This is a genomic window from Parasphingorhabdus pacifica (assembly GCF_054779195.1).
Window position 1 is genome coordinate 323,768 of record NZ_BAAGYS010000010.1, and the last position, 24,424, is coordinate 348,191.

Consider the following 24,424-nt stretch of genomic DNA (forward strand, 5'->3'; position numbering starts at 1 on the left):
GCGGGACCAACACCGCTCGCCACGGCGGGCCGCACCCGCGGAGGTCACCGAGGAACGTCCGAGGCGGCACTCGTCGTTGAACAAGACAGCCGATAACTCGATCAGGTAGAGCTCGAAGCTCTCGGACGGACAGTTCACGGCCGGGCGCCGGTGGATCGATCCCGGCCTCCGGACGCCTCGGAAACTCCGATCAGAACCATCGAAAATCCGCGAGACCAAATTCGCGCGGAGCGGACACGATCCGGATTTCCGATCAATCGGCACCGCAGCTGAAGATCGACGATCGCGATTTTCCACGTGACGTCGGAACAACTGCACCGCGCATCCGGCCAAAGCACGACCGCGCTCCTCCCAGGCGGCGGAACCGACGGCGATGCACCCCATTCGACCGGCACGACCCCCGGGTTCTCCCCAATCGCGCACGCACGTCCCGAACGGCCGCCACGCGGTCTCGCACGCCGCGGACAACCTGACATACCAGCGATAACCAGCACATTCAAGGTATGCCCTGCGCGGCGGTCCAGGCATCGCACTGTCGGCGCACTACCTTGCCGAACCATCCACCGGGGAGAGATCACGATTCTCGAATGGTAGCCAGAAGGACGATTCCATGATTCGCGTTTCAAATCCTTTCACGCATTTCACCGTGCGACCTTACCGGCTTCGCCGCTGCGCGCGGCAGGTTCCGACAGAAACCCGGAACCACGACGGATCGCCGACGGACTCGACATGCGGGAATAGCGGACATCGGGTTCTTGACCCCTGCGTGGTGCCGAGTTCCGGAGGCATCTGCCCACCGGAGCGGCGAACGGTGCGGCGGCCTGCGAGGTCAGACCCGAGCCTCTCCGGGCAAACCGAGCGCCATTCGTTTCATGTGGACAGTGATCGAACCCCATGGGAATGTCTGACCAGCATGAACGCGATTCGCCATACACGCCCGAACCGTGGGAGGCAAGCGTGCGGGGGGACAGCGCAACCATTGGACTCATCACCGCCGGCAGCAACACCGGTGCGCTCGCGGAGTACCGCGAACTCCTGCCTGCCGGTATCGACGTCGTCGCAACCGACCTCACTTCGCCCCAGGGGGAGATGTCGATCGAGGCGCTCACGGCGATGAGCGCGGAGGGGAACGTCGAGCAGGCGGCCCACCGGCTGCGTCAGCGAGGGGTCGACTGCGTGCTGTTCGGCTGCACCGCGACGAGTCTGGCGCGCGGCCCGCGTTGGGATCGCACGGTCGCGCTTCGGATCGAGCGCACGACCGGACTGCCCACGATGACCACTGCCACGGCCGCGCTCAAGGCGTTCCGGGCAATGCGGCTGCAGCGCCTGGCGCTCGTCACCCCGCACACCGCCGAACTCGACGCCCTGGAAGGAGCCTTCTTCGAGCAGTCCGGGTTCGACATCGCGAGCGTCGGTGGCGCCGAACACCGGCCGGAGGAGATCGATACGCTCACCTCCGACGATTTCGCCTGGCATACCGACCTCATGCGGCTCCGCGACGCCGACGGCGTTTTCGTCAGCTGTGCGGGTTGGCGGATCGCCGATACCGTCTCCCACCTGGAGCAGGTGCACCGTCGTCCCATCGTCACCAGCAACCTGGCGGGCGTGTGGGCAGCCCTGCGCATGCTCGACATACCGGATCCGCTCATCGGATACGGAAAGCTGCTGAGGATTGCCGAACTGCCCGCCGACACCGACCTGCCTCATACCTCAGCCGGAACGTCCGCCCCGCACCCGCGCAACCCTGCCCCGGCGGAGCGGCTGCTGGCGATGTGACCGTTACCGCCCGGTGCGCGCCACTCCCCGCGGTCCACGCTCGCCCCCACGACCGTTTCGAATCGCTTCTGGACGCTTTCCTGCGACGAGGGAACGACGCCGCGGCATCTCCCACCGCGCGAAACCGTCAGCGAGTCGGCGGCTGGTAGCGCTCGATCCGCCGGAGCAGGTTCCGGATGCGCATGCCGTACAACGGCGAGAGCGCATAACCGGGATAGCTCGCGAACCAGCTGGCGCTGCCGAGACTCACCGCGTCCGCACCGGCCCAGAAATACTCGCGGCAGTCGTCGAAACCGCGGATCCCCCCGGTCGCGATGATCGGCAACGTGACACCGGCATCCCGCAGTTCGGCGATCACGCGCAGACCAATCGGCTTGATCGCCCGGCCGGACAGGCCACCGAACCGGTTTTTCAGCAACGGTTCGCCGGTCTCCGGGTCGAGCCGCAACCCCTTGACGGTATTGATCGCCGTCAACGCCGAAACACCGTGTTCGGCGGCGAGGCGGGCGTGGGCCAGGTAGTCGTAGTCGGGTGAGAGCTTGAGAATCACCGGGTGGTTGCTGCGCGGCACCGCCTCCGCCAGCACCGCCTCGATGATGCTGTTGAAGTCGAAGTTCACGTTGTGGCAGGAGACGTTGAACTCGACCGCAGCGATATCTCCGGCGGGAATCGCCGCGTTGACCTTGTCGACCAGGGTCACGAACTCCTCGACGGAGAAACCGCCCACCGAAATGATCGTGTTCTGTCCGCGGGTGCGCGGGTAGTAGTCCCGGAGGTAGGAGTCGATGCCGACGTTGCACCAGCCGAACGCGTTGATCCATCCGCCGTCGACCTGGCGCAGCGCCTGACCATACCGCTTGATCAGCGCGGGCAGCTCCGTCAACGGCCAGACGTCCCGCGTGGTGAAGTGGCCCTCGCGCGGCTCGACGGTCAGCGTCCGGGTGGTGATCGCACCGAACCGGTCCAGCGGCACGAACTGCGAGATCGGGCTCATGCCGTACGGGAAGACCTTGGAGTTGGCCACTCCGTACCCCAGGAGGCTGGAGGAAGTCACGAGCCGGTTCCGCAAGGTGATGTCCCCGAGCCGGACAGCGGGCGCGCGAAGCTCGTCCCGCACGAGCCGAAGGTTGCGCTCATGGGCCACGCTCACGATGTCCTCCTGCCTGCCTCGACGCCGGCGCATCCGCGTCATCGCCCTCATTGTCCCTCACGACCGGCAGGCCCTCGCACTCACCTGGCCACCCGCGGGCCACCGAGGACCACGAGTACCAAGTCGGTGGCCGAGGTCACGCGTGCAAGTCCGCTGATCGGGGTACACCGGCGGAGCACAAGATCGGCAAGCGCGTTTCGGACGATGCGCGTGCGGAAAGGAGAGCTCCGTGGGAATTCTCAGTTGGATCGTGTTCGGGCTGGTAGCAGGAGTGATCGCGAAGTTCATCATGCCGGGCAAGGATCCGGGCGGCATCATCGTGACGATCCTGCTCGGGATCGCCGGCGGACTCCTCGGCGGCTGGCTGGGCGGCTCGGTGTTCGGCAGCGGTGGTGTGTCGGGATTCGACCTGATGAGCTTCCTCTGGGCCGTGATCGGCGCACTGATTCTGCTGATCGTCTACCGGCTACTGTTCCACAAGTCCCGCGCGTGAGATGCGAAGCGGGGTCCGGAGCGCGCTCCGGACCCCGCTCGCCGGGACCAGCCGGGCGATCTCGCTCAGGACAGGTTTCCGATCTTCCGCCGCAGATCGCGAAGATCCCGCATCGCGCGTACGGCGTGCGGCCCATCGGTCGCCTGGATCGCCATGATCGGCACGTATTCGTCGGCGGGGAGCTCCAGCCGCGCCCACGCGGAACCGTCCGGGAAGCTGACCGCCTCCACCATCCCCCACTCGTAGTGCTGGGTGGCGAGGACGTTGCGAATCTCCAGCCCTGCCTTGTCCGCCCGCAGCCGCGGGCGCGTCAACAGCATCACGCCGGCGGCGAGCAACACGCCCAGCCCAACCATCGAGACCTGATCGGACACGCGAAAGTACACACCGGTGGGCGTGCTCCGGAGCAGCGTGCCGACCACGGCGAAGAGGATCACGAACGTGATCGCGATCGGAATCGCGACTCGCCGAACCTTCTTCGGCCGCACCACCACGGCATCGGGGTCGCTGCTCATAGGAAACCCCGCTCGCTGGTCCACCCTCGAAGTTCCCCGAGCACCATCGCCGTGTCGAGCGCGGCCGCGGTCGCTTCGAACCCCTTGTCCTCGAAGGAATCCTCGAACCCGGCGCGGTCGAGCGCCTGCTGCTCGGTGTCGGTGGTCAGCACACCGTTTCCGATCGCGGTGGACTCGTCCAGCGAGACCCGCGTCAGTCCCGTGGTCACCGAGTCGCACACGTACTCGAAGTGCGGTGTCCCTCCCCGGATCACCACACCCAGCGCGACCACCGCATCGTGCTGGTGCGCCAGCTGTTGGCACACCACCGGCAGCTCCACCGACCCCGGTACGCGCACCACCGTCGGTTCGGCGATGCCGGCTTCCTCCGCGGCCGCGAGCGCGCGAGTCAGCAGCTGCCCGGTAATGCGCTCGTGCCAGCGGATGGCCGCGATACCGACCCGCAGTCCCTCGGCGTTGGGCACTGCGGTCCTCGGCCGTCCTTCACCACTCATGCGGTCACCCCCGCATCACCGATAGAGGAGTCTTCTCCGTCGTCGAGTTCGCTGAGCTCGTGGCCCATCCGGTCTCGTTTCGTCTGCAGATAATGGAGGTTCTCCGGGTTGGGCCGGATCGGCAGCGGTTCGCGCCCGACGATCTTCAGGCCGTAGCCCTCCAGACCGACCCTCTTGTCCGGATTGTTCGTCAGCAGGCGCATCGATCGCACGCCCAGGTCGCAGAGGATCTGCGCGCCCTGGCCGTAGTCCCGGCCGTCCACCGGCATGCCCAGGGCCACGTTGGCATCGACGGTGTCGGCCCCGTCGTCCTGGAGCTGGTATGCCTGCAGCTTGTGGATGAGCCCGATGCCGCGCCCCTCGTGACCGCGCATGTACAGCACGACGCCGCGGCCCTCCTCGGCGACCTTCTCCATGGCCGCGGCGAGCTGCGGGCCGCAATCGCAGCGCAGTGACCCGAGCACGTCCCCGGTCAGGCATTCCGAGTGCACCCGCACCAGCAGGTCCGTACCGTCGCCGATCTCGCCGTAGACCAGCGCCAGGTGTTCGATCCCGTCGAGCGTGCTGTCGTAGCCGAAGGTCCGGAAGGTTCCGTGAGCGGTGGGAATCCGTGCCTCCGCGACCCGGACGACCTGCTTCTCGAACCGGCGCCGGTAGGCGATGAGGTCGGCGATACTGATCACCACGAGGTCGTGGTCGGCCGCGAACACGTCCAGCTCGTCGCGGCGGGCCATATCGCCTTCGCTCTTCTGGCTGACGATCTCGCAGAGCGCACCGGCAGGCTGGAGGCCGGCGAGGCGCGAAAGGTCGACCGAAGCCTCGGTGTGCCCGGGCCTGCGCAGCACGCCGCCCTCCCGCGCACGCAGCGGAACGACGTGGCCCGGACGGTGCAGGTCCTCGGGAGTGGTTTCGGAGTCGGCGAGGACCTGCAGGGTACGAGCCCGGTCGGTTGCCGAGATTCCCGTGGTCACCCCCTCGGCGGCGTCGACCGTGACCGTGTAGGCGGTGCCCTTCCGGTCCTGGTTCGAGTGGTACATCGGCGGCAGGTCGAGCCGGTCGCAGTCCTCACCGGGTAGGCCCACGCAGATGTAGCCGGAGGTGTAGCGCACCATGAACGCCACTAGCTCGGGCGTCGCCTTCTCCGCGGCGAAGATCAAGTCGCCTTCGTTCTCGCGGTCCTCGTCATCGACGACGACCACCGGCCTCCCGGCCGCGATGTCGGCCAGTGCGCGCTCGATGTCGTCGAATCGTGTCGTGCTGCTCACCGTGTCCGTGCCCTTGTTATCGGGGTGCACCTCGTTGTGGCTCACCGCTCGGTCCCGACCTGTTCATTCTCCCCCGAAAGTGTGCTGTCACCACGGGTGAGGTGAGCCACCTGTGCGGCGGCGAGGCGCTCGACGTGCTTGGCCAGCACGTCCACCTCGATGTTGACTTCATCACCTGGCTTGCGCAGACCCAGAGTCGTGAGTTCCTCGGTGGTGGGGATCAGGGCGACGCTGAAGTCCGCTTCCCCCAGATCTGCGACGGTCAGCGACACGCCGTCGACGGTAATGGATCCCTTCTCGACCAAGTAACGGGACAACCGTTCGGGCAGTTCGAAGCGGGTGAGACCGCCGGTGTCCCGCCCCTGCACGACCGCGGTGCCGTCCACGTGCCCCTGCACGATGTGGCCGCCCAGCCGTTCCCCGAGGGCCATCGCCCGTTCGAGGTTGACGCGGTCACCCGCGGCGATGTCCCGCAGCGCCGAGCGGCGGAGCGTCTCGTGCACCACGTCAGTGGTGAAGGTCCCGTCCATGACGTCCACGACGGTCAGGCACACGCCGTTTACCGCGATCGAGTCGCCGTGTCCGGCATCCGAGGTCACCACCGGACCGGACACGGTGAGGCGCACACATTCGGCCCCGGGCTCCACGGACGTGATCGTGCCGAGCTCCTCGACGATCCCGGTGAACACTGCTGCCTCCTATCGAGGTCGCGGAACGGCGCTGATGCGCACGTCCGGACCGCTCATCGTGGTCTCTTCGACATCCAACCACTTGGCCTGTCCGATGCTTCCCACACCGGCTTCCCCCAGCGCGGCCGAACCGCTACCGAACAAGGCGGGAGCGACGTAGGCCAGCACCCGGTCGACGCAGTCCGCTCCGACGAAGGCACCCGCCAGTCTGGGACCCCCCTCCAGCAGCACGTCGACCACGTCCCGTCTCGCCAGTTCCGCGAGCACGGCCGCCGGGTCTCCGCCGGGCAGCCGCACGGTCCCGGCCGAGTCGTCAAGCACACGAGCCGCCGTCGGGAGTTCGCGATCACCTACCACCACCCGCAGGGGTTGCCGGTCGGCCGGGCGACCGTCCTGGTCGCGGGCGGTCAGCTGTGGGTCGTCCGCCAGCACCGTTCCAGTACCGGCGATGATGGCGTCGACCTGTCGCCGCAGACCGTGCACCTCCGCCCGGGAAGCCGCCGAGCTGATCCACTTGCTGGTCCCGTCCGCAGCGGCCGAGCGTCCGTCCAATGTAGCCGCGTACTTCCACGTCACATGTGGACGACCGGTTCGCACGAAATGCAGCCATGCCCGCAGCGGCCCACGTTCGACCGCTTCCGCGAGCAGACCACAATGGACTTCGACACCACCCGCACGGAGCAACTCGACACCACCGGAAGCTTCGCGGTTCGGGTCCGGGATCGCGTGAACGACGCGAACCACCCCCGCTTCACGCAGCGCTCGGGCGCAGGGCGGGGTGCGCCCGGTGTGCCCGCACGGCTCCAGGGTGACCACGGCCGTGCCACCGACCGCCGCGTTCCCCGCCGCGCGCAGCGCGACGACCTCGGCGTGCGGCCCGCCGGGCGGGCTGGTGGCCCCCACACCGACGACGGCACCGTCGGCATCCAGGATCACGCAACCCACGGGTGGGTTGGGACTGGTGGCCCCGCGTACCCGCTCACTCTCGGCGATCGCGGTCCGCATGGCGGTCGCCCAGTCCGCGCCACCCACCACGGGTCACCGCTGCGCGTGCGAGTGCGCGAAGGCCGGGGTCGCCTGCTCGCGCAGCGCCTCGACGGCGCGGGCGGGATCCTCGGCGCCGTACACCGCCGAACCGGCAACGAAGCAGTCGACACCTGCCTCCGCCGCCTGCTCGATCGTGTCGGCGTTGATCCCACCGTCGATCTCGACCACGAGGTTGAGGTGTCCGGTGTCGACCATGTGTCGCGCCGCGCGTGCCTTGTCGAGCACCTCGGCCATGAACTTCTGTCCGCCGAAGCCGGGCTCGACCGACATCACCAGCAAGGTGTCGTAGTGCTTGAGAACGTCCACGTACTGCTCGAACGGTGTGTTCGGCTTGATCGACAGTCCTGCCTTGGCTCCTGCCGCTCGGAGGTTCTTCGCCAGCATCACGGGGTCGGCGGCGGCCTCGGCGTGCACGGTGACGTTGTAGGAACCGGCCTCGGCGTAACCGATCGCCCAGTGGTCCGGGTTCTCGATCATCAGGTGGCAGTCGACCGGGATGTCGGTGACCTTCAGCAGCGACTCCACCACTGGCAGGCCCAGGGTCAGGTTCGGCACGAAGTGCGCATCCATGACGTCCACGTGCAACCAGTCCGCTCGATGACCGGGCTCGCCGTTGACGGCTTCCAGTTCGTCGGCGAGACGCGCGAAGTCGGCGGAAAGGATGGAGGGCGCGATCATCGGGTGGTTCGACACAAGCGCGAGTGTAAATCCCGCCGCCCGCAATTCTCGGACGGGCTGCGATTTGAAGGAACTTTCCGGACGCCAACGACCGCCATCCGGCCGAGCGACCCGCTCAACCGGCACGAACCGTGTCCGACTGGGCACGGTACGTGCCGGATCAATACCCGGCGAGCGGGTCCTCACCCGGAGGCGGGTTCCGCCTCGGTCCCGACCGAACTCCTCGTGCGCGCACGTCGGCGGACCACGTAGTAGCTCACACACAGCACCGCGAGGAACGGAACGCCCGCCTTCCACGCCGTGTTGAACTGCTCGGTGAACGGGGTCGTCAACAGCACGGCGGCCACGAACAGCATTGCCACCACCGTGGTCACCGGCGCTCCCGGAAGCCGTACCGGAGACGGCGGAAGCCCTTCGGCCGCCCGGCGACGCCGGAACGCCAGCTGGCTGGCGAAAATGATCAGCCAGGTCACCAGCGCCCCGAACAGTGCCAGCCCCAGCAACATCGGGAATGCCGTGGTCGGCGCGAACACCGACACCGCGGCCGCCAGCGCCAGTCCCAGCGCCGAGAGCACCAGAGCCCGCCGTGGGGCACCGCTGTCGCTCAGCTTCGCGAACCACTTCGGCGCATAGCCGTCCCGCGCCAGCGAGAAGGTCATCCGCGCGGTGACGTAGAGATTGGTGTTCATCGCCGACAACGCGGCCGTGAGAATCACGAAGTTCATGACTCCCGCCGCTGCCGGAACTCCCGCGATGTCGAACAGCCGGACGAACGGGCTCTGCGTGACATCGTCACCGGTCGAAACCTGGTTCCACGGGAGGATCGAGACGACCACGAGCATGCCGAGGATGTAGAACAGGCCCAACCGCAGCACCATGCCGCGCGCGGCGCGCGGCACGTCCCGTCCCGGGTTGCGGGACTCGGACGCGGTGACCGCGACGGCCTCGGTACCGAGGTAGGCGAAGGTGACCACGGTCAGCGCCAACCAGACCGCACCGATCCCGTTGGGCAGGAAGCCCTGGTGCTCGGTCAGCGCCCCCACTCCCGCGGCGTCCTGGCCCGGCAGGCCGATGACCATGTAGGTCAGTCCGAGCCCGATGAACACCACGATCGTCACGACCTTGATCATGGCGAACCAGTACTCGAACTCACCGAAGAAGCGCACCGCCGCCGAGTTGATCGCGAGCATCAACACCGAGAACGCGATGACGGGCATCCACAGCGGTAGCTGCGGGTACCAGAACTGCATGTAGAGCCCGGCCGCGACCACCTCGCTGCCAATGTTGACCACCTGCGCCGCCCAGTAGATCCAGCGCTGGACGAACCCGGCCAACCCGCCGAGGTAGCGCTGGGCGATCGGCCCGAAGCCCCCGGCTTCCGGATGCACCACGACCATTTCGGCCAGCGCATAGGCCAGCGCGAGCGCGGCGAACGCGGCCACCGCGTAGGCGATGATCACCGCGGGACCGGCGATCGAGATGGCCAGGCCGGAGCCGAGGAACAACCCCGTTCCGATCGCGCCTCCGATGGCGATCATTCCGACCTGGCGTCCGCTGAGATCTCGACGTAGGCCGGATTCCTCGGTGCCCGCTTCGTCGGTCCGCTCCACTGCTCCTCCTCGTGCTCCGCGAGCCGCCTCGAGCGACGACCCGAGCACTCTACGACGTGACGGAGGCTCGGCGGGCAGATCCCGGAGAACGGTGCGCGATCAGTCGGGCAGCGTGAGTTCGATCGGAGTACCTTCCTCCACCGACCTGCTCACCGTGCAGAACCGGTCGATCGCCCGCTGGACGGCTTCGGCCAGCTTCGCCCGTTCGTCCGGGTCCTCGACCGCGTCCAGGTCGACGTCGAGGTTCACTTGGACGGAGGCGAATTTGTTGGGATCGTCCTGGGTCTTGGTCCGGTCGGCGTGCACCGCGATCGGGGCCTCCTCCCCCACCCGGCGAGTCAGCAGATTCTCGCTGGTGACCGCCGAGCAGCCCGCGATCGCCGCGAGCAACAGCTCACCCGGGGTGAACGCGTCGGGATCGCCGTCCCGACCGATCGCGACCTCGATGCCGCGGTCGTTGGTCGCGGTGAACGAGTGCTTACCGGTGCGCCGCACGTCGACGGGGGTGGAAGCCATTCGATACCTCAGCTCTCTGGCGGGGCCACCGGTGTTCCGCTGGGTTCACCGGTGTTCTGACACGTATGTGATCAACCGGCATCGAGGCGGGATTGTTCCCCACTTCTCGTCCAGGGGCCGGACCACCGGGCGGCCACCTGCGCGCGACCGCTCAGCCCGTCCCGGCCGAGAGACCCCGGGTGTGGGCCACGAGATCTTCCCGCGCCCTCGCCACCCGAGAGCGGATCGTGCCGACCTCGCAGCCGCACACGTCCGCGGCCTGCTCGTAGGGCAACCCCAGCAGCTGGGTGAGCACCAAGGCTGCCCGCCGATCTTCGCTCAACTCGTCGAGCAGCAGGTTGGTCTCGACGAGATCTTCGAATCCTGCTCCGCGACGATCGAGCTGCGCGCGTTCGGCGATGGTCGTCCAGTCGACGTCGGCTCGGCTGGCCCGGGGACGTGTCCGCTCCGAACGGATCTGATCGACGACTACCCTCTTGGCGATCGAGAGCAGCCAGGTGCGGGCCGACGAGCGGCCCGCGAATCCGCGCACCCCGCGCAGCGCCCGCAGGAACGTCTCCTGCGCGAGGTCGTCGGCGCTTCCGACACCGGCCAGATGTGCGATGAAGCGCCAGACGTCGCGCTGGGTCGCCCGGACGAATCTCTCGAATGCGTCTTTCTCCCCTGCCGCGGCGGCCAGCGCCAGCTCGGTCGTGCGGGCGTCCTCCGCCTCCGAGTAGAACACGATTCGCAGAGTAATCCACGACCCGCGTGGAGATCCGTGGACGTCACGCTCGACAATCGAGGAGTGGACTGTGAAAGCTGTCGCACCTCGGTTTCGGCGCGGTTGGACGGGGAAGACGGTGGCGACCCCGAAGACGAGGTGGACGCGCACCTGGAACAGTGCCCGGCGTGCCGAACTTGGCAGGCAGAGGCCGCCGCGCTGACCCGTGGCCTGCGCGTGCACCCGGCGGTGGCGACTCCGGATCTGGTCGAAGCGGTGCTTCGCACCGAAGCCCTGCCCAAACGGCGTTCGCGGTTCGCGCGGTTCGCGCTCGGGGGTGTGGCTACCGCCCAGCTGGGCCTGGGCCTCGTACAGGCACTCGGAATCGGTGGCCAACCGCACTCGGGTGGTTCCCACCTGTTCAATGAGAGCACCGCGTGGAACATCGCGCTCGGGGTCGCGCTGTTCTGGGTGGCGGTGCGGAATCGCGGCTCATCCGGCTTGCTGCCCGCGCTCTCGGTTTTCCTGCTGGTGCTGGCGGGTTTTTCGGCGCACGACCTCAGCGTGGGTGCGGTGGACCCCGGGCGAGTCGCGTCCCACGGCCTGCTCGCGCTGGGCCTGGGGTTTCTCTACGCCATCGATCGCTCGAACCGGGGAGACGATCCGAACCCGAGCACCGCCGAAAGTCCGGACGTTCTCGGCAGCACCACCGCGGATCGGCCGGAACGGGAACACCCGTCCCGCTGGCCGCACGTGCGGCGAACCCGGCTCCCGGGGCCGAGCGCGCAGGAGGACGCCGCGTAGCACTTGGCCGGGCAAGGCCCGCTCTTCGCAGCGGCGACCCGCTCGGCGTCAGCACCGCGTCGGAGTTCCGAGCACCACGAGACCGATCCGACCGACTTCACCACGCGAGGCCGGTCTCCGGACCGCCGAACGACCCGGTCAGCCTTCGTTCTCGCCGATGTCCTCGTGCCACAGGGACGGACGTTCGGCGATGAACCGCGCCATCAGCTCCGCGCACTCGGCGTCGTCGAGCACGACCACCTCGACACCGTGCCGGGCCAACCAGTCATGGCCGCCGTGGAAGTTGCGGGCCTCTCCGATGACCACCCGGCCGATGCCGAACTGGCGGACGAGACCACTGCAGTACCAGCAGGGCGAGAGTGTGGTGACCATCGTCGTCCCGGAGTACGAGCGCTGCCGTCCGGCGTTCCGGAAGGCGGCCGTCTCGCCGTGCACCGACGGATCCTCGTCCTGGACGCGTCGGTTGTGGCCCCGCCCCAGCACCTCGCCGTCCGTACCGATGAGCGCCGCACCGATCGGGATGCCGCCCTCGGCAGCACTCGCGCGTGCCTGCTCCAGGGCCACCGACAGCCACCAATGGTAGTCCTGCTCGACCATCTCGGTTCCCTTCGCAAGCGTTCACTCCGCGAACAGCGCTCGTCGTGCCGCCGACAGCCCACAGGCAGGCGCGTCCTGCCGCACGGCCAGATCCCGTTCCCGGACCCGGGCCGTCTTCAGACTCGGAGCAGCGCGCAGAACATCGCATCGGTGCCGTGCAGGTGCGGCCAGAGCTGAACCGATGGTCCCGCACCGAGTTCGGGGACGTCCGGAAAGTACGGCCGCGCGTCGAGCAGTTCGGCACCGGACCGGCGTACAACGTCCGAGACGACCCCTTCCGTCTCGGACAAGTGCGGCGAACACACCACGTAGGCCACCACACCACCGGAACGGGTCAGACCGACCGCCGAGAGCAACAGCTCGCGCTGCAATTTCGCGAGCTCAGCCACGTCCGATGGCTGCCTGCGCCAGCGGGCCTCCGGCCGCCTGCGAAGTGCCCCGAGTCCGGTGCACGGCGCATCGACCAGCACGCGGTCGTACCCCGGTTCGAGTCCGGGTTCGCGCCCGTCGACGACGTGCACGTTCACCGCGAGTCCGCTGGTGATCCGCTCCACCAGCTCCGCTCGGTGCTTGGTCTGCTCAACGGCGTCCAAGCTGCCACCGTCCAGGGTGACCAGCGAGCCGAGGAGGTTCGCCTTTCCGCCCGGCCCGGCGCACAGGTCCAGCCAGCGGGTGTCGGACCCCGCCACCTCGACCTTGGTCATGGCCAGTGAGACGAGTTGACTGCCCTCGTCCTGGACCGTGGCGAAACCTTCCTGCACCGGCTCCAACTCGCCGGGGTCCCCACCACCCGGCTCCAGGTGGACGCCGTAGGGCGAGTATGGCGCGGGGTCTCCACCGGTGATCGCGGCGAGCTCGTCCGCGCTGATCTCGCCCGGGCGTGCGGTCAGGTGCACTTCCGGCCGCGCGTCGTCGGCCGCGAGCGCGGCCTCCAGTTCGGCCCCGGTGGATCCGAGCGCATCGGAGAAGGCCCTGGCGATCCAGCGCGGATGCGCGTAGCGGAGCGCAAGGTGCCCGACCGGGTCGACAGCGCGATCGGGTGCGAGCTTGTCGATCCAGCCCTGCTCGTCCAGTTCGCCGATCTTGCGCAGCACGGCATTGGCGAATCCCGCGATTCGCGAACCCGCTTCACCGCGCACGATATTCACAGTGGAATCCACTGCGGCGTGCGGTGGGATCCGGGTCCGCAGTAGTTGGTAGGCCCCCAGCCGCAGCGCGTCGAGTACCTGATCGTCTACTTCGGACAGCGGTCGACCGCTGCAATCCACGATGATCTCGTCGAGCAATCCCTTCGCGCGGCAGGCCCCGTAGGTCAGCTCGGTGGCCAGCGCGGCATCCCGGCCGCTGATCCGGCGTTGCTTGAGCATGCCGGGCAGGACCAGGTTGGCGTAGGCGTCGCGCTCACGGACCGCCCGCAGCGTTTCCAGCGCGGCCATCCGGGCCGGATCCTCCGCCGGCGGCCGTTCCGGACCGGAACGGCGCTGCGGCGGACGCGACCCCTTCGGACGCGAGGGTCGACGAGGACGGTTGTCCTTCACTGCGAACTCCAATCAATGGACGCCCGGTTCCCGCACGTGGCGGGCGGACGTCGTGCGACGGCACTCCTCTGACGATGTGACCGCCACCCCGGCCTGCGCACCCGCATCCGGCGGCCCGCGCAGTTCGGCCGTTTTTCTTCCTACGAGCCAGCTGGTCACTCCAACCGCTCGCCCTGATCGATGCGGGTGCCACGGGCCCAGTCGGTCGCGGCCATCCGCTTCTTGCCCTGTGCCTGTACCTGGCCCAAGCACACCGCGGAGGTAGCGGTGCCCGCCAGCACCCGCTTGCGCTCCACCTTGATCTCGCCGGGCGCGAGTTCGGCTTCGTCCTCGGTCAAGGAAACCGGGCCGAGCTTGAACCGTTCACCGCGGAACCTCGCCCACGCGCCCGGCTCGGGAGTGACCGACCGGATCACTCGGTCGATCGCCCGCGCGGGCGTCTCGAAGTCGACCTTCGCGTCGTCCACGGTGACCTTGGGCGCGTAGCTGACGCCTTCGGAAGGCTGTTCCTCCGCGCGCAACGTCCCGCTCTCGATCCCGTCCAACGTGGCGACCAGCAGCTTCGCGCCCGAGGAAGCCAACCGTTCCAGCAGGTCCCCAGTGGTGTCCTCGTTCCTGATCTCCTCGGTGACGACGCCGTGGACCGGCCCCGCATCGAGCTCCGGGACCAGCTGGAAGGTGGTAGCTCCCGTGATCTCGTCTCCGTGGCGGACCGCAGCCTGGACCGGCGCTGCTCCCCGCCAAGCGGGCAGCAGCGAGAAGTGCAGGTTGACCCAGCCGCGGGCCGGGATCGACAACGCCTCCTCCCGCAGCAGCGCACCGTAGGCCACGACCGGGCAGCAGTCGGGTTCCAGTCTCCGCAGCCGGTCGAGAAACTCCGGCTCGGACGCACGGGCCGGTGTCAGCACTTCGATGCCGTGCTCGTCCGCGAGCGCACCGACCGGCGAGCGAACCAACCTGCGCCCGCGCCCCGCCGGGGCGTCCGGGCGGGTCACCACAGCGACGACCTCGTGTTCCGGCGAGTCGAGCAATGCCCGCAGTGCCGGTACCGCAGGTTCAGGTGTGCCTGCGAACACCACGCGCATTTCAGCGGGCCTTTCCGAACAGTGGGTGCGGGCTTTCCTTCACGGTCGGGACCTGCCCGTCGAACCAATCGGCCTGGCGGATCTCCCGCAACGCCGCCTTGCGAGCCTCCTCGTCGAGGCGGTCGACGAACAACACCCCGTCGAGGTGGTCGGTCTCGTGCTGCAGACACCGGGCCAGCAAGTCCGAGCCCTCCACCTCCACGGGTTCCCCGTGCATGTTCCAGCCCCGCGCGGCCACCCTCAGGTAGCGGCTGCAGTCCCACGACATACCCGGGATGGACAGGCAACCTTCCGGGCCGAGCTGCAGCTCGTCTCCCACTGCCTCGAACGTGGGGTTGATCAGGTGACCGGCGAAGCCGTCGCAGTGGTACGTGAACGCGCGCAGACCCACCCCGAGCTGGGGCGCGGCGAGACCGGCTCCGCCCTTTGTCTCCATCGTGTCCCACAGGTCCTTGACCAGGTTACGGAGCTCCTTGTCGAAGTCGACGACCTCGTCGGCGCGGGTCCGCAGCACGGGATCGCCGAAAAGTCTGATCGGCTGGACGGTCACACGAGCTCCCTGGAAATCGATGATGGCTGGCGACGAGTCTAATCGCCCGGGAAGCCGGTTCGCCGTGGCGCCTACCGGATCACAGAGGCCACGGCGGGCGAGCCGATCCAGGTCAGGCCAGCCGAACCGATGGTTCGAGCGCCAACCGCCGTGCGCGCCACACTGCTCGCCATCCGTCCCACCGAGGCCCGCGTGCCTCACGTAGCGCTGTGCACCCGGTTCAGCCCGGACCAGATCAGTTCGGCGGTGTCGATGTGCTGCGGCCATTCGTGCCTACCGCCGACGATGCGGTAATGGGTGACCGCCGATCCGAGGATGCAGGAGGTCCAGCGCTGCGTTTCCACGTCGTTGTGCGAGGTCCCCTCCTTTTCGTTCCGGCACCGGTTGTGCTCGGCGCGTTCGCGCAACCAGTCCTGAACCGGAGGCTGCCCCTTCGACGGATTCCCTTCGTAGCGCACCACCCGGTCTCCCGTGCCATGCACGTTGACCACCGGCAGTGGCCGAGTGGGGGTGCAGTCCCCGCCACCCGGGTAGAACGCGCCCGCCACGGTGGCGTAGCCGGCGAGCCGTCCGGACAGGCGGCAGCCCAGCATCGCGGCGAACCCACCACCGTTCGACAGACCGACGGCGTGAACCCGGGTGGTGTCGACGCAGAACCGACCCTCCAGGTGGTTGATGAGATCGTTGATGAACGACACGTCGTCAACCGAAGACGAGTATGGCGCGCCCTGCCAGGCCGTCTGGCCGTCCTTGCCCGCGAGTGCTTGCGGATACACCGCGATCACGTCCAGCTCGGACAGGCCCGAGGTGCGCTCCATGGTCGCGCCGGTGCTGCCACGCCCGTGCAAGCCGATCACCAGCGGTGCCACTTTGCGGCCGGCATCGGCCGGTACGTGCACCCGGTAGCTGCGCTCGACACCTCCGGATCGGAGTGTTCCGGTCCCGGTGAACGAACCGCCACAGTCGGCACCTGTCTGCCCCAACGCACTTCCGGTCCCTCCCACGACTCCCGCCAGGACAACGAGCACCACACCGAGCAACGTGATCCATCGACTCCACACGCGAACCACTCTCGGACATCGCCCATCGAGATCCAAACCACCACACCGAGCTCCGCACTATTCGCACGGAGCGGGTATCGACCTACGGACAAACCGCCGTCCGTCCCGGTGGCCGAGCGCGGAGCGCATCGGCCACCGGGACGGGCCAACCGGCCCGGCTCGGCCGTGGTCATCCGACCGGTTTCCGCAAACACAGCACCTCCGGCGGCCACACCGCTCAACACGCCCGATGGGTGCGCGGGCGACCACCGAAGGCAAGACGACCGCTACCCGCCCGCTCGGTCCGGTTCGAGCGCCTCGGAGTGGTAGCGCACGCTCGGTGACCACAGCAGATAGGACGGCATACCGTTGTCCGCGGCCGCGCGGATCTGTGCCTCCACCTCGGCCGGCCCGTAGGGGACGCCGAGGCTGAAGTCCTGCAACCACGGGATGATCGCCACCTCCGTGCCCCGCACGGCTTCGGCGAACTTCGCCAGCGAACGCCGGACGATCTCGTAGGGCTGGGAGTTCGGGGCGTCGACGCCGAACTCACCCGGCCCCCAGTGGGACGGGTAGACCATCGGCGCGATGTAATCCACATACCGGGCCATCTGCGGGATGTCCTGGGCTATCTGGGTCGGCCGGTCGACGGCGATGCCGAACACCGACGCACCGAGCATCGCGCCGTGCGACCGCACCGCGGTCTGGGTCTGCCGGAGGAAACCGGCGATGCTGCTCTCCGGAGTGCCTCCCAACCCGGGAAAGCGCATTTCCTCGATGGCCCCGTCCGGCCGGCGCACGTAGTCGTAGAGGACATCGTCGAACCCGAGCTCAGCCGCTTCCGCGGCGATGTCGATGTTGTACTGGCGAACCTCGGGGTTCGCGAAGTTCGTGAACGCGTACGCGCCGTAACCGCCCTGCCACGGTTGACCGGACGCGGTCTGCACCACCCGTTCGGGATGCCCGTTGTGCCAAGAAGCCTCACCCAGGATCGGGTCCTTGAAGGCGACCAGTCTGCCGACCACTCGAACGTCCATGCTGTGCAGCTGATCGATGACCGCGCGGGCGTCGTAGTACCCCTTGACCGCGCCGATCCGGTGAGCCATCGGCACTTCGGAGTCGTAGACGACCTCGCCGCTCTCGTCCTTGAGGTCCAGCTCCACCGTGTCGATCTTGCCTTGCCTGGCCATCTCGAGCACGGGTTCACGCAGTGCGCTGCTCGTCCAGGCGAGCCCGGTCATGTGCACGGCCCGCATGCCGGGGTGTCTGGTGTGGACGGTCATGGTCTTGGAGGCCCGGTTGCCCGCGCGATCGGTGGCGACCACCTCGACTTCGCGTTCCGGCCGTTCGACCGTCAGCGCGAAGGAGCCGTCTTCCGCCGGCTCGACAGTGCGCCCGGCGATGGTCACGTCGGACGCCCCATCGACCTTCCCGGAAACCGACACCGGAGCACCCGGCGATTCCGGTTGCAGCGTGTCCGCCACTCGCAGCGCTGGCGCCGCGCTATCCACTGTGAACGAACGCGTTTCCGCACTGGACCCGAGCCAGGAGAATCCGCGCGGAACCACGACGCGCAGTTCGTGCTCACCGTCGGTCAGGGGGCCGGATCGAACGGCGAGTTCGTCGCCGTGCGTGCTGGTGGGCACCTCTTCACCGTCGAGGTACACCTGTGCTCGCTGCGAATCTCCCGTCTCGATGCGGATGGCTCCGCCGGACACGACGGCCGGTGCCACCGGATGAGGAGGCAGCCCGTGAATTCGAACATCCTCTGTGGACGACCAGCGGAGCAGCAGGTATCCCAGTACCGCCACCGCGATCGTGATAACTCCGACCAATAGCCATCTGGACATTCCGCCCGATTCGGTTTTCCGAGCGGCTTCCGATTCGGATGCTGATCCCGTCAACGTTTTCGCCTCCCCGACTTCGGCGAATTCACGACGCAAGTGTTTTCACGCTGAGTCGCTACGACTTGCGCAATCCACTCTCCCAGGTGACACACGAAAGATCAATTAGCCACTTGGAGTATCCACGACTGCCGCCGCGTCGACTACTCTGCGGACGAATGCGTCCGACAACGAGCAAGCGCCGAGTCACGGTCGCCACCGCAACACTGCTCACCGCACTCATCACCGGTTCGTGCAGCCCGGAACCGCCCGGCCCGCAGCCCGACAGAACCACCACACCGGCACAACCCGCGGTGCCACCCCCAGAACCGTCACCGACACCGGAATCCGTGGGTGCCAACGAACTCGGTGACGTCCCCGTGCTGATGTACCACCGGATCACAGAGTCGCCTTCGAGCGTCTACGGCCGCACGCCTCAGGAGTTCCGGGCGGAACTCGAAAGGCTGGCCGACGAGGGATACACCCCCATCACCGCCACGGAATTCGCCACCGGCCGGATCGACATCCCCGCCGGACGACATCCGGTCGTACTCACCTTCGACGACGGTTCGGCAACCCAGTTCGGATTGGACGAATCCGGTTCACCGAAACCGGGAACCGCAGTGCACATCATGCTCGAAGTGGCCCGGGAACACCCCGAATTCCAACCGGTGGCCACCTTCTACGTGTTCGACCCGCCCTTCGAGGAACCAGCTGGGCGGGCAACGCTGAACTGGTTGCACGAGCACGGTTTCGAGATCGGCAACCACACGCTCGACCACCCCAACCTCGGCACCGTCGACGACACCGAGGTGCAAGACCAGATCGCAGGATTGCAACGGCTCGTCACCAGCGCGGTACCGGGAATGCGGGTTCGTTCGCTGGCGCTCCCGCTGGGCGTGCATCCGGACCGGGAAGAGCTCGCCGCCGAAGGCTCCGCCGGCGGCACCGACTACCAGTACGACAGCGTCATGCTCGTCGGCTCCAACCCGGCACCCTCACCGTGGTCGGCGGACTTCGATCCGGTGAACGTGCCCCGGATCCGCTCACAGGGCCCCGACGGCGAGGGCTCGGAGTTCGGATCGACCGCGTGGCTGGACGAGCTCGCCGCGAACCCGGGTCGTCGCTACACCTCCGACGGCGACCCGGAACGGATCTCGGCCCCGAAATCGGTGCCCACGGAGCCCGCCCCACACGTGGGCCCCCGCGTCCACCGGTACTAGACCCACTGATCGAACCGAGAGCATCCGTGCCCGGTCCCGGCGTACCAGCTCCGGGACCGGGTGATGCCGGCACCACGCCGGAGACCGAACCGCCGCACGCCCCCGCTCGGCGAACCCGCCTCGAACTCCGCCACCGAGTCGCCCTGGAAGCGTTCAGAGCATTTCCAGCGGATCGAGGCGCACCTGCAGTTCAGTGGCCTTGCGGGCGGCACGAACGGCTTGCGCCTCGTGCAAGGCCACCGCGAGTGCCCTGCCTTCGGTGCGTTCGACCCGTACCAGCAGCCGTTCTCGTTCCGAGTTGCCGTCCGCGTCGACCTCGCCGATGGGCACGGGCCCCAGGAGCTCTCCACCGGCGGGCAGTTCCAGCAGATCCAGCAGCGAGGAGATCGCCTCCGGAGTCCCGTCCACTGCCGCGACGCGCTTTGCAGGTGGAAACCCGAGTTCGGTGCGCTCGGCCAACTCCAGTGACGCGTACCAGGCCGGGTCCCAACGGATCAACGCCTGCACGGGTTGCAGCGAGGACTCGGCCATCACCACGACTCGCCCGCCTTCCCGCGCCGGCCGAACCATCGCCGACGCGCCGAACCACATCCGCAGTGCGGTCTCGGTGGCTCGCAGGTCCGAGCGCGACAGAAGAGCTCGACCGTCCAGCAGCAGCGCGGCGCCGTATCCTCCTTCGGCGACCGGCTCGACACCGGGAGTCGACACGATGAGCGCGGGCTTTGCCGGGACCGATTTCAGCGCCGTACCGCCACTCGAGGTGCGCACGCTGGTGTTGCTGAATGCCCGTCCCAGCTCCTCGGCCGTCCGTTCGGTACCGACCACGACCGCCCGCAACCGACGCGAACCGCACGAAGCACACCGGAACGCCGCCTCCGTGGCACCGCACCAGCGGCAGGCCGCCGGCTTGGGCGAGTCCCGCTCCGGCGCGGCCGGAACACCCAACGGTCCCGCGCAGCGCCGACACCGCGCGCTCTCCCTGCAGTCACCGCAGGCGAGCGTGGGCACATACCCCTTGCGCGGCACCTGCACCAGCACGGGGGCACCCGCGGACAGCGCCGATCGGGCCGCTTCGAAGGCCACCGAGGGCAGCCGCGCAGCGCGGGCGGCGGGATCTCGTGCGATCTGCGTGTCGTCCTCACCGATGGCCGTCACCCGAGGTGCGGCCGCGCGCACCTCCTCGCGGCCACCGACCAGGGCACGAGCCCAGCCTGACTCGACCAGCAGTGCCGCCTCCGCCGTTCGGGAGAAGCCGCCGACCAGTAGTGCCGCCGCACTCGCGTGCGCCCGGTCGGTGAGCACGTCGCGGGCGTGCGGGTACGGGACTTGCGGGTAGCTGTGCTCCTTGTCGCCGTCGTCCCACACCACCACCAAGCCCAGCTCGTGCACGGGCGCGAACATCGCGGCACGCGTGCCGACCACGACCCGAACCGAACCGCGCAGCACCGACAGCCAGTTCCGATACCGCACAGTGGGCCCTGCCTCGGCGGTCAATGCGGCCACCCCGGACTCCCCGAGCAGCGACGCGCAGGCGGCGTGCACCCGTTCGAGGTCCCGCTGGTCCGGAACCACGATCGCCGCGCCACGGCCTGCGGCGGCGGCCGTGGCCGCCAGCTCGGCCAGTCGTTCGGGCCACTGCTCTCCCGGAAGGGCTTGCCACACGACGCGCGCGGGCTTGCCCGCGTGCACGGCGTCGAGGAACGAGGGGCCGTGCACATACCGCTGCCAGGCCTCTGCCGGAGGCCGCACGGGCGGTGGTGGGGGCTCGGCCGCGGCCTCGTTTTCGACCTTGGCGTGGCGTGGGGGCACCATCAGGCGCACGACGTCGTTGAGCATGCCGCCGTACCGAGTGGCGATCTGACGGGCGAGTTCGAGCAGCTCCGGCGGCAGGACGGGTTCCGGGGAGATCACCCGTTCCAACCAGACCAGGTTGCCCGTGAAGTCCGTGGTTTCTTTGCGTTCGATCAGGAAGCCGTTGACCAGCTTGCCCCGGAACCGCACCCGGACTCGGCAACCCTGCACCGCATCGGCGTCCAGTCGCTCCGGGACCCGGTAGTCGAACGTGCGGTCGAGGTTGGCGGGCAGAGGCACCTCGACCAGCACGCTGGCCACCGGGAGCCTCGCCGAAGCGGTTCGCTCGATTTCCGACTTCGCCCCGCGAGCGCCCGCACCTGCCATGCCACTTCTCTACCAGAAGACGTCGCTCGCTGTTCTTCCCGGCCACGAGCCGACGTACCGGGTCCGCCGCTCGACGACCGGAGCACTGCGCCGCTCCCCGGCTCGATGGTCATTACGATGCACCGAGGTCGCAACATCCAGCCGGAAAGGTTCTCGAGTGTTCAACGTCGTCTTCCACCATCCCGAGATCCCCGGCAACACCGGCAATGCGATCCGGATGGTCGCAGGCGCCGGTAGCGGACTGCACCTGATCGAGCCGCTCGGATTCTCCGTGGAGGATTCCAAGCTGCGGCGGGCAGGACTCGACTACCACGACCTCGCCGCCTTGCACGTGCACACCGACTTGAACGCGGCATGGGATCGGATCGCCCCGCGGCGGGTCATCGCATTCACCGCCGCTGCCGACCTCTCCTATGCGGAGATCGACTACCAGCCGGGCGATACCCTGCTGTTCGGCCGCGAATCGACCGGTCTGCCCGACGACGTGCTCCAATCCCCCGAGATCACCACCAGGGTGCGAATTCCACTGCTGCCGGGCGTTCGCTCGCTCAACCTCGCCAATTCGGCCGCGATCGCCGTCTACGAAGCGTGGCGGCAACAGGACTTCGCCATGCCTTGATCCTTGGAAAGACACCAGGACCCTCAAATATGGCCGGAGGTGGTCGGTGTGAGTCGGCTGGTGATCGGTGTGGACCGGCTGGTGATGCTGGGAGGGATTCATGCGGGAAACATCGGTTCCACGCAGTCGGGAACTGGTTCGGGGGCTGCAGGAAAAGGCAGCCGGGGCACTACCGGCCGAGCACGTCGAACAGATGGGCGGCTGGTGGCTGCGCCATTCCACGAGCTGCGCGTGGTGGACGGGAACGGTGCTGCCACACGCCGAGGCCGAACCGGCGGAACTGGTGCACCGGGTCATCCGCGCGGAGGAGTTCTACGCAGGACACGGCACTAACACACGGTTCCAGATCAGCCGAGGAGCCTGCCCCGCCGCTCTCGACACGCTCCTGGCGGGGCGTGGCTACCGCCGGGAGAGCGCGGTCTCACTACGGATGGGCGCGACGAGACGGGTGTTGGAAGGAGCGCCGGAGACCTCGCTGCGGGTGCGGCTCGACGACCGTCCGACAAGCAGTTGGCTCGAGGTCTGGCACGCCGTCCAAGGAGCTACTTGCGACCCCGGAACCGAGTGGGACTTGCTCGCTCGGGTACGGCGTCCCAGCGCCTACGCCAGTGCGATGCTCGGGAACGACGTCGTCGGGGTGGGCCGGTGCGTCGCCGACGGCGACTGGGCGGGCGTGTTCGGCATGGCCACGCTCCCGCACGCGCGTGGCGAGCGCGCTGGCCGGGCCGTGCTCACCACGCTGGCGGAGTGGGCGGCCGCACGCGACGTCGACCACCTGTACCTGCAAGTGGAACGCGACAACGTTCCGGCACTGCGGCTGTACGAACGGACGGGATTCGGCGAGGTGTGCGAGTACCACTACCGCACCTCGATCTGATCCCCTTCTGTGCAGGGCAGGGCGTGCCCGCCGCCCGCAACTCCTCGCCGCGACGAAATCAGGAACCGCCCACCCCCTCTCCGGAACGGGCGCGCGTCCACGGCGCGGTGACCAGAGCCCACGCGAGCATCCCCACCACGAGCTCCACGAGCAGGTACCAGGGCCAACCGCCCATCAGGTCCAGGATGGACGGATTGTTCGGTTTGCTGTTGAGAAATCCGTAGTTGGTTCCGAAAATCTCGTTGAACCCGAGCATCGCCGCACCCCAGACAACGGTGACGACGACCGAGATCCGGTAGCTGCGCCAGTCCGGCCGAAGTCCCGACACCCATGTCAGGTAAACGGCCGCCCACACGACCAGGCAGTGCTGACCCCAGAACTCGATGAAGTCGATGTGCGGAAAGTCGGGCGCATCCAACGCCGGCGTGATCATCGCCTGCGGAGTCAAGGTCAGACCCCAGTAGTACGTGAGCGCGTAGGCCCACCGGCTGCGAGTCCACAGCGCGTATGCAGCCACCATCCACGCCAGGTCGCACAGGTGCAACGGCAGTGAATCGTGCACGTCCCACTGCCCCGGTAGGAACCGGTAGAGCAGCATCGGGACGAGGAAACCCGTGATCGCCACCGCGAAACCGCGCGCTACCCGAGCCTCCGACCGGATGCCCGCGTGGCGCCCGGCAACGACGATGAACAACACTCCACCGACCAGCAGGGCGATCAGCGCCCAGTGCGAGGGCCCGTAGGCCTCGAACGTGCGCTGCGCACCGAGCACAATGCCGCCCGACCTTCCCGGCTCCTCGACGACTGGCAGCACAGCTCGAAGCGTTGCACCGGGTGGCGCGCCCGGCAAGCCCCGGCGCGGCCGGGAGGCGCTCGGGGCCCGAGGCGAGGAACGCGCTCCCGGACCTCGGGTTCCGGCTCACCACCACGGCGACCGCCATTCCCGGCCTCGCCACCCAGCCGCTAGGTCCACGATGCACGACCGCTACCCAAGAGCGTGCAACCGCCGACCTCCACCCTCGGTTCAGCGGATCAGAGTCCGGCGGCGTTCTTCAGCGCCTCGACTCGGTCCGTGCGCTCCCACGGCAGGTCGA

24 protein-coding genes are annotated in these 24,424 nt (G+C 68.2%); 6 read left to right on the forward strand and 18 right to left on the reverse strand.

Annotation, left to right across the window (positions count from 1 at the left end; genetic code table 11):
* Positions 1-957: 957 nt before the first annotated feature.
* Entirely contained in the window at positions 958-1,776 is an 819-nt protein-coding gene (locus tag ACYVAN_RS16770; RefSeq protein WP_460960632.1) for a maleate cis-trans isomerase family protein, read from the forward strand.
* Between the two features lie 127 nt (positions 1,777-1,903).
* Here the strand turns inward: ACYVAN_RS16770 and ACYVAN_RS16775 are convergent, their stop codons facing one another.
* Positions 1,904-2,968: a beta/alpha barrel domain-containing protein gene (locus tag ACYVAN_RS16775; RefSeq protein ID WP_460960634.1), complete on the reverse strand. Its 1,065-nt coding sequence runs from the start codon at positions 2,966-2,968 to the stop codon at positions 1,904-1,906.
* A gap of 187 nt (positions 2,969-3,155) precedes the next feature.
* On the opposite strand from ACYVAN_RS16775, the gene ACYVAN_RS16780 reads away from it, so the two are divergent.
* The gene (locus tag ACYVAN_RS16780; RefSeq protein ID WP_460960636.1) at positions 3,156-3,419 is read left to right on the forward strand and encodes a GlsB/YeaQ/YmgE family stress response membrane protein; all 264 of its coding nucleotides are present in this window, start codon (positions 3,156-3,158) and stop codon (positions 3,417-3,419) included.
* Positions 3,420-3,484: 65 nt separating this feature from the next.
* Here ACYVAN_RS16780 and ACYVAN_RS16785 read toward each other — a convergent pair whose 3' ends face one another.
* From ACYVAN_RS16785 to ACYVAN_RS16825, 9 genes are all read right to left on the reverse strand, one after another.
* On the reverse strand, positions 3,485-3,934 hold the full coding sequence (locus ACYVAN_RS16785) for a PH domain-containing protein (RefSeq protein ID WP_460960638.1): 450 nt from the start codon (positions 3,932-3,934) through the stop codon (positions 3,485-3,487).
* Positions 3,931-4,428 (reverse strand): 6,7-dimethyl-8-ribityllumazine synthase, encoded by a 498-nt coding sequence (ribH, locus tag ACYVAN_RS16790; protein WP_460960640.1) that lies wholly within the window; start codon positions 4,426-4,428, stop codon positions 3,931-3,933. Before ribH ends, ACYVAN_RS16785 begins: the two co-directional genes overlap by 4 nt.
* Entirely contained in the window at positions 4,425-5,738 is a 1,314-nt protein-coding gene (locus ACYVAN_RS16795) for a bifunctional 3,4-dihydroxy-2-butanone-4-phosphate synthase/GTP cyclohydrolase II (RefSeq protein ID WP_460960641.1), read from the reverse strand. Before ACYVAN_RS16795 ends, ribH begins: the two co-directional genes overlap by 4 nt.
* Positions 5,735-6,382 carry a riboflavin synthase gene (locus ACYVAN_RS16800; protein ID WP_460960643.1) on the reverse strand — a complete coding sequence of 216 codons (648 nt, stop codon included), beginning with the start codon at positions 6,380-6,382 and terminating at the stop codon, positions 5,735-5,737. Before ACYVAN_RS16800 ends, ACYVAN_RS16795 begins: the two co-directional genes overlap by 4 nt.
* A 9-nt stretch (positions 6,383-6,391) precedes the next feature.
* Positions 6,392-7,414, reverse strand: a complete 1,023-nt coding sequence (ribD, locus tag ACYVAN_RS16805) for a bifunctional diaminohydroxyphosphoribosylaminopyrimidine deaminase/5-amino-6-(5-phosphoribosylamino)uracil reductase RibD (RefSeq protein ID WP_460960645.1) — start codon at positions 7,412-7,414, stop codon at positions 6,392-6,394.
* 6 nt (positions 7,415-7,420) lie between these two features.
* Positions 7,421-8,122 (reverse strand): ribulose-phosphate 3-epimerase, encoded by a 702-nt coding sequence (rpe, locus tag ACYVAN_RS16810; protein WP_460960647.1) that lies wholly within the window; start codon positions 8,120-8,122, stop codon positions 7,421-7,423.
* A gap of 167 nt (positions 8,123-8,289) precedes the next feature.
* Entirely contained in the window at positions 8,290-9,717 is a 1,428-nt protein-coding gene (locus ACYVAN_RS16815; protein WP_460960649.1) for an amino acid permease, read from the reverse strand.
* Positions 9,718-9,816: 99 nt separating this feature from the next.
* Positions 9,817-10,233 carry an OsmC family protein gene (locus ACYVAN_RS16820; protein WP_460960651.1) on the reverse strand — a complete coding sequence of 139 codons (417 nt, stop codon included), beginning with the start codon at positions 10,231-10,233 and terminating at the stop codon, positions 9,817-9,819.
* Positions 10,234-10,384: 151 nt separating this feature from the next.
* Complete coding sequence (locus tag ACYVAN_RS16825; protein ID WP_460960653.1) at positions 10,385-10,957, reverse strand: sigma-70 family RNA polymerase sigma factor; 573 nt, start codon at positions 10,955-10,957, stop codon at positions 10,385-10,387.
* A 63-nt stretch (positions 10,958-11,020) separates the two neighbouring features.
* Between ACYVAN_RS16825 and ACYVAN_RS16830 the strand changes: the two genes are divergently transcribed.
* Positions 11,021-11,740, forward strand: coding sequence for a zf-HC2 domain-containing protein (locus tag ACYVAN_RS16830; protein WP_460960655.1), 720 nt, complete (start codon positions 11,021-11,023; stop codon positions 11,738-11,740).
* Positions 11,741-11,878: 138 nt separating this feature from the next.
* On the opposite strand, the gene ACYVAN_RS16835 is transcribed toward ACYVAN_RS16830, so the two are convergent.
* The 6 genes from ACYVAN_RS16835 to ACYVAN_RS16860 form a co-directional block, all read right to left on the reverse strand.
* Positions 11,879-12,337: a nucleoside deaminase gene (locus ACYVAN_RS16835; protein WP_460960657.1), complete on the reverse strand. Its 459-nt coding sequence runs from the start codon at positions 12,335-12,337 to the stop codon at positions 11,879-11,881.
* Between the two features lie 116 nt (positions 12,338-12,453).
* Positions 12,454-13,773, reverse strand: a complete 1,320-nt coding sequence (locus ACYVAN_RS16840; RefSeq protein WP_460960659.1) for an RsmB/NOP family class I SAM-dependent RNA methyltransferase — start codon at positions 13,771-13,773, stop codon at positions 12,454-12,456.
* A 257-nt stretch (positions 13,774-14,030) separates the two neighbouring features.
* Positions 14,031-14,951, reverse strand: a complete 921-nt coding sequence (fmt, locus tag ACYVAN_RS16845) for a methionyl-tRNA formyltransferase (RefSeq protein ID WP_460960661.1) — start codon at positions 14,949-14,951, stop codon at positions 14,031-14,033.
* A 10-nt stretch (positions 14,952-14,961) separates the two neighbouring features.
* Complete coding sequence (gene def, locus ACYVAN_RS16850) at positions 14,962-15,510, reverse strand: peptide deformylase (protein WP_460960663.1); 549 nt, start codon at positions 15,508-15,510, stop codon at positions 14,962-14,964.
* Between the two features lie 197 nt (positions 15,511-15,707).
* Positions 15,708-16,571, reverse strand: coding sequence for a CE1 family esterase (locus ACYVAN_RS16855; protein ID WP_460960665.1), 864 nt, complete (start codon positions 16,569-16,571; stop codon positions 15,708-15,710).
* A 266-nt stretch (positions 16,572-16,837) separates the two neighbouring features.
* A complete protein-coding gene (locus ACYVAN_RS16860) occupies positions 16,838-18,400 on the reverse strand; it encodes a putative glycoside hydrolase (protein WP_460960667.1) in 1,563 nt (520 codons plus the stop codon).
* A 212-nt stretch (positions 18,401-18,612) separates the two neighbouring features.
* On the opposite strand from ACYVAN_RS16860, the gene ACYVAN_RS16865 reads away from it, so the two are divergent.
* The gene (locus ACYVAN_RS16865) at positions 18,613-19,656 is read left to right on the forward strand and encodes a polysaccharide deacetylase family protein (RefSeq protein WP_460960669.1); all 1,044 of its coding nucleotides are present in this window, start codon (positions 18,613-18,615) and stop codon (positions 19,654-19,656) included.
* Positions 19,657-19,809: 153 nt separating this feature from the next.
* Here ACYVAN_RS16865 and ACYVAN_RS16870 read toward each other — a convergent pair whose 3' ends face one another.
* Positions 19,810-21,834, reverse strand: coding sequence for a primosomal protein N' (locus tag ACYVAN_RS16870; protein WP_460960671.1), 2,025 nt, complete (start codon positions 21,832-21,834; stop codon positions 19,810-19,812).
* A 157-nt stretch (positions 21,835-21,991) separates the two neighbouring features.
* Between ACYVAN_RS16870 and ACYVAN_RS16875 the strand changes: the two genes are divergently transcribed.
* Positions 21,992-22,453, forward strand: coding sequence for a tRNA (cytidine(34)-2'-O)-methyltransferase (locus ACYVAN_RS16875; RefSeq protein WP_460960673.1), 462 nt, complete (start codon positions 21,992-21,994; stop codon positions 22,451-22,453).
* A 100-nt stretch (positions 22,454-22,553) separates the two neighbouring features.
* Positions 22,554-23,330 (forward strand): GNAT family N-acetyltransferase, encoded by a 777-nt coding sequence (locus ACYVAN_RS16880; protein ID WP_460960675.1) that lies wholly within the window; start codon positions 22,554-22,556, stop codon positions 23,328-23,330.
* Positions 23,331-23,388: 58 nt separating this feature from the next.
* Here the strand turns inward: ACYVAN_RS16880 and ACYVAN_RS16885 are convergent, their stop codons facing one another.
* A complete protein-coding gene (locus tag ACYVAN_RS16885) occupies positions 23,389-24,144 on the reverse strand; it encodes a YwaF family protein (RefSeq protein ID WP_460960677.1) in 756 nt (251 codons plus the stop codon).
* Between the last annotated feature and the right edge of the window lie 280 nt (positions 24,145-24,424).

Excerpts from the sequence above, each read along its gene's own strand:
- ACYVAN_RS16775 (WP_460960634.1), bottom strand. The coding sequence starts at position 2,968 with ATGACGCGGATGCGCCGGCGTCGAGGCAGGCAGGAGGACATCGTGAGC.
- ACYVAN_RS16785 (WP_460960638.1), bottom strand. The coding sequence starts at position 3,934 with ATGAGCAGCGACCCCGATGCCGTGGTGGTGCGGCCGAAGAAGGTTCGG.
- ribH (WP_460960640.1), bottom strand. The coding sequence starts at position 4,428 with ATGAGTGGTGAAGGACGGCCGAGGACCGCAGTGCCCAACGCCGAGGGA.
- ACYVAN_RS16820 (WP_460960651.1), bottom strand. The coding sequence starts at position 10,233 with ATGGCTTCCACCCCCGTCGACGTGCGGCGCACCGGTAAGCACTCGTTC.
- ACYVAN_RS16835 (WP_460960657.1), bottom strand. The coding sequence starts at position 12,337 with ATGGTCGAGCAGGACTACCATTGGTGGCTGTCGGTGGCCCTGGAGCAG.
- ACYVAN_RS16840 (WP_460960659.1), bottom strand. The coding sequence starts at position 13,773 with ATGGCCGCGCTGGAAACGCTGCGGGCGGTCCGTGAGCGCGACGCCTAC.
- ACYVAN_RS16860 (WP_460960667.1), bottom strand. The coding sequence starts at position 18,400 with ATGTCCAGATGGCTATTGGTCGGAGTTATCACGATCGCGGTGGCGGTA.
- ACYVAN_RS16865 (WP_460960669.1), top strand. The coding sequence starts at position 18,613 with ATGCGTCCGACAACGAGCAAGCGCCGAGTCACGGTCGCCACCGCAACA.
- ACYVAN_RS16870 (WP_460960671.1), bottom strand. The coding sequence starts at position 21,834 with ATGGCAGGTGCGGGCGCTCGCGGGGCGAAGTCGGAAATCGAGCGAACC.
- ACYVAN_RS16880 (WP_460960675.1), top strand. The coding sequence starts at position 22,554 with ATGCGGGAAACATCGGTTCCACGCAGTCGGGAACTGGTTCGGGGGCTG.